General features: G+C 68.8%; 5 protein-coding genes. 2 read left to right on the plus strand and 3 right to left on the minus strand.

Going from position 1 to position 4362, the window contains the following annotated elements:
- Together VFG33_RS06205 and VFG33_RS06210 are read left to right on the plus strand one after the other, a co-directional pair.
- On the plus strand, nt 1-724 hold a 724-nt coding region (locus VFG33_RS06205), incomplete at its 5' end, for an elongation factor 1-alpha C-terminal domain-related protein (RefSeq protein WP_414672928.1).
- On the plus strand, nt 721-1503 hold the full coding sequence (locus tag VFG33_RS06210; protein WP_325023335.1) for a sirohydrochlorin chelatase: 783 nt from the start codon (nt 721-723) through the stop codon (nt 1501-1503). The genes VFG33_RS06205 and VFG33_RS06210, both read left to right, overlap by 4 nt.
- Before the next feature lie 86 nt (nt 1504-1589).
- Here VFG33_RS06210 and VFG33_RS06215 read toward each other — a convergent pair whose 3' ends face one another.
- The 3 genes from VFG33_RS06215 to VFG33_RS06225 all read right to left on the minus strand — a co-directional run.
- Complete coding sequence (locus VFG33_RS06215; RefSeq protein ID WP_325023337.1) at nt 1590-2129, minus strand: endonuclease domain-containing protein; 540 nt, start codon at nt 2127-2129, stop codon at nt 1590-1592.
- A 591-nt stretch (nt 2130-2720) separates the two neighbouring features.
- On the minus strand, nt 2721-3869 hold the full coding sequence (locus VFG33_RS06220) for an NAD(P)/FAD-dependent oxidoreductase (RefSeq protein ID WP_325023339.1): 1149 nt from the start codon (nt 3867-3869) through the stop codon (nt 2721-2723).
- A gap of 78 nt (nt 3870-3947) precedes the next feature.
- On the minus strand, nt 3948-4362 hold a 415-nt coding region (locus VFG33_RS06225; RefSeq protein ID WP_524538118.1), incomplete at its 5' end, for a nuclear transport factor 2 family protein.

The following is a 4362-nucleotide window of genomic DNA, read 5'->3' on the forward strand; positions in this document are numbered from 1 at the left end:
GCGCTCTCTGGCGACCTCGTGGTACGACGGCCCGACGCTGCTGGAGTACCTGGAGAGCGCTTCCGGGCGTTCCGACATCTCGGCCCGGCCGCTGCGGTTCCCGGTGCAGTACGTGATCCGGCCGCAGACCGACGACGAGTACCGGGACTACCGCGGCTACACCGGGACGGTTGCCTCCGGCACCGTTTCCGTCGGCGACGAGGTGATCGTGCTGCCCGCGGGCCGGCGTACCTCCGTCGCCGGGATCGACCGGGCCGTGATCAGCGCGACCTCGACCTCGGTCGCCGAGCAGCCGTTCGCGGTCGCCGGTGAGGCCGTCACCGTCCGGCTCGCCGATGATCTCGACGTCGCCCGCGGCTCGGTCATCGTCTCGGCGGACTCCTCCCCCGGCACCCGCCGGGAACTGTCCGCCACCGTGTGCTGGTTGTCCGAACGCCCACTCAGCGTGGGTGCCCGGCTGCTGATCAAGCACACCACCACGACCGCCCAGGCCATCGTCACCAAGATCAACGGTGCGCTGGATCTGGACACGCTCGGAGTCATCGACGCCACCGGGCTTGAACTGAACGACATCGGCAAGGTGCAACTCAAGGTTGCCGCACCGCTGGCCGCCGACCCGTACTCCAGCAACAACATCACTGGATCGTTCCTGCTGATCGACGCCCACGACGGGTGGACGCTGGCGGCCGGCATGATCGACGACGAAGAAGGGGAACTGCTGTGACTGCTCCTGCGCTCATAGTCCTCGCCCACGGCAGCCGCGATCCGCGGTCGGCCGCCACCGTCCACTCGCTGGTGAAGTGCCTGCGCGAGATGCGTGACGACCTGCGGATCGAAGCCTCCTTCCTCGACCACTGCCCGCCCAAGCCGCTGCGGGTGATCGACAAGCTCAGCGCCGAAGGCGTCGAGGAGATCGTCATCCTGCCGCTGCTGCTGTCGACCGCGTTCCACGCCCAGGTCGACATCCCGGCCGTCGTGGACGAGGCTCGCAGTCGGTACCCCGAGGTGCGGATCATCGCCTCCGACGTGCTCGGGTACGACGACTCGCTGCTGGACGTCCTCGACCGGCGGATGCGCGCTGAACTCAAGGACGGCCGCGTCCGTGAACTGGACGCCCTGGTGCTCGCGTGCGCCGGTTCCAGCGATCAGCAGGCGAACGCAGCGGTCGCACGACTGGCACGGCTCTGGGGCCAACGGCACAAGCTGCCGGTCACCGCTGCCTTCACGGCAGCCGCCACCCCGAGCCCAGCCGAGGCAGTACTGCAATGGCGCCTCGAGGGCCGGCGCCACGTAGCGGTCGGCTCGTTCTTCCTGGCCCCGGGCATCCTCCCGGACCGCGCTGAGCAGACCGCCCGAAAGGCAGGCGCAGTCGCTGTCTCCCGCCCATTGGGTGTCAGCGCCGAGGTAGCCCGCCTAGTCCTACTCCGCTACGGCGTAGCCGGCCTAGACCTCCTAACCCTCGCCGCCCCCGCCCCCCGCCCCCAACTAGTCCGCACCGCCTGACCCGACCACTGGTCCGCACCACTGGAGAGCCCCACCCACACCTACAGAACCCACCAGGCCAGAGTTGGCCACCGCCTGGTAAACGCCTAGCCGGCCGCCAGGAGCGAGTTCTGTAGGTGTGCGTGGGGCAATTCGGCGACCGCGAGGAGTGACCGGCCGACCCAGTCTTCGTCGAGGATCACGTCCTCCCAGGAGTAGCGGAGAAGCAACCAGCCGCACATAGCCAGGCCCACGTGACGGCGGCAGTCTCTCCGTAGTGCTGCCCGGGTGCCGTGAAAGGCGAAGCTGTCAGCTTCCAGGCTGATCCTGAGCACTGGATCAGCCAGATCAACCCGCGCAGCAAAGTCCCGCCCACGGATCTGATGTTGGGGAACGAAACCGGTGAAGCCCGCGTCGATGACCCTCGCCCGCAGCATCGACTCCAAGGCCGATTCGGAACGACCGTCAGCCTCCCGGGCGACCCGGATCACCCGCTGCCTGCCCGCCCCACGCACCGTTGCGGCCATCCGCCTGAGGGTGGTTCGCTCGACCTTTCCTGACCTGATCGCAGCATCGGCGATCGCCAGCGCCTCGCCGAACGGCAGGTACCGCGCGCAGTCCATCACGGTCGCCACCGGCGAAGTCACCTCACCTGCCCAGCCGGTTAGGTTTGGTCGGCCGAACTCGAGCGGGCGACCAGCGTGTGCGGCCGGATCGGGCGCCGACCCATCGAACAAGGGCAATCCTGAGCTATGCAGGATGCAAGCAAGGTCCGTGACCCGTCTCATCTGGGTCCTCTTGATGGTCACATGCGGCACCAACGGCCGGGTCACCACCTCGAACCCATGATGCAGAGCTGCACTCTCCCTCGAAAGGACACCTCCGTACGCTCGCGCAACAGTGAGGTCCGAGGCCACCGAGTCAGGCAAGGCGTAGACACCCTTCGAGACGCGACGTATCTGGCCCTGCTGCAACGCCTGGCGGATCGCCCACGGCGAGGTGACCTTGCGCAGGTCTGCAAAACGGGCACTTCCACCGCATCGCTGGAGGACGCTGACCACATCGTTCACGGGATAAGCCTGACGGATTCCGCATCCTCAGGTGACTCGTTGTCCACAGCCCCCACCCAGACCAGCAGAAGTCCCGTACGGCGCCGCGCCCGCCGCGGGGGCCGCCGCGGTACGCGCGACTTCTGTGGGTCTGGGTGGGGCCCCACCCGACCGCGCCGACTGGGGCGGTCAGGAGCCGGTGGCGCGGTACGGGCGGATGAAGAGGGCGGCGTGGCGGGTGCAGTAGGCGCGGACGCCTCGGCAGATGAGTTCCTTGAAGTGGGCTGACGGGCGGCCGGTGAGGACGAGGCCGAGGGGCGAATCGTCGAGATGGGTGAACTGGGTGACGCCATCGCGGCGGCCGAGGCTGATGTGCTGCCAGACGTACAGGACCTTGACCGGTCGCGGTGACCGGCCGGTGACGCTGCGGGCGACAGCATCCGCGACCTGCGCACCCATCGGCACCGCCGTCTGAGCAGACATCCGCGACTCGCCACCACCGCCGGCAACCATCGCGGCAACGGCATCCCCCGCGCCAAAGACGTCCGGGTGGGAGCTGGAACGGAGCGTCGCATCGAGCAGCATCCGGCCGCGGTCGTCGACCGCCAGGCCGGCCCGCGCCGCGATGTCGGGCACCCGAAAGCCGGCGGCCCAGACGACGGCACCCGCATCCAGCCGCTCACCCTCGCCCAGCTCGAGCCCAGTCGCGTCGACTGCCTTCACCGGCGCGTTCTCCCGGACGGTCACCCCGAGCCGTTCGAGCCCCTTGATGAGATGCGCCCGCGCCCGCGAAGACAACCACCCACCCACAAGCCCAGCCGACACCAACACCACACCGCCCCGATCTCGCCGGGCTTCAGCCAACTCCGCGGCGGTTTCGATGCCTGTCAGGCCGCCGCCGATGACGGCGATCCTGGCAGCGGCGTGCCGATCGAGCTGATCCCGGAGCTGGCCGGCGTGGTCGGCGTCAGCAACCCCGAGAGCGTGTTCCCGAACTCCGCGCACTCCCCCGAAGTCGGCGAAACTACCTAGCGCATAGATCAGTACGTCGTACTGAAGGGCCGGCCGTTCACCTTCGAGCTGGACTGTCTTCGCCTCCACGTCGATACCGGCGACCCGAGCGATGACGAGCTCGATCCCCGTGCCGGCCACCACCTTCTGCAGGGGCGTGCCGACGATCGGCTGGCCCGCCGCCAACTGGTGCATCCGGATGCGTTCGACGAAGCGATCAGTCGCGTTCACGAGCGTTATCTGCGCCCGTGGAAGACGGGCCGCGAGGCGGACTGCGGCCGGTGCGCCGGCATAGCCGGCTCCCAGCACCACGATGCGAGGGTTCACTGAACTTCCCTTCTGCCGGTGACGGGACTTGAACCGGCGAGCAGGGCTAGACGTGACAGGCGTGCCCGGTGACCTCGCTCACACCGTGCCCGCCTGGGTCGCGGCGAACGCGAGCTTGGCCGGATTGATCACCGTGTGGACCGCGATGATCTCGCCCTCGTCCACCGTGACGCTCATGACCGCCCGGAGAGCACCGTCGAACCGGAGCAGCACCGCCGCCTGACCGTTGACCTCGGCAACTTCTGCGGTGACCGCAGCGGCTTCCGGGCGGCGTCCCAGGCCGAGGAGGTAGCGCAGTACGGTGTCTTGCCCGACGATCGGCCGCCTGGCCGCGGTCGTCCCACCACCGTCGGCCGTCGCGATCACGTCGGCGGCCAGCAACTTCTCCAGTACCTCGACCTCGCCACCCAGCACCGCGGCGAAGAACTGCTCGACGATCCGTCGATGCTGCGCCGAATCCGCCACGAACCGCCGCCGCTCCTCGTCGCCGACG

It is taken from the genome of Kribbella sp. (genome assembly GCF_035687465.1).
In the GTDB taxonomy this organism is placed as follows: domain Bacteria; phylum Actinomycetota; class Actinomycetes; order Propionibacteriales; family Kribbellaceae; genus Kribbella.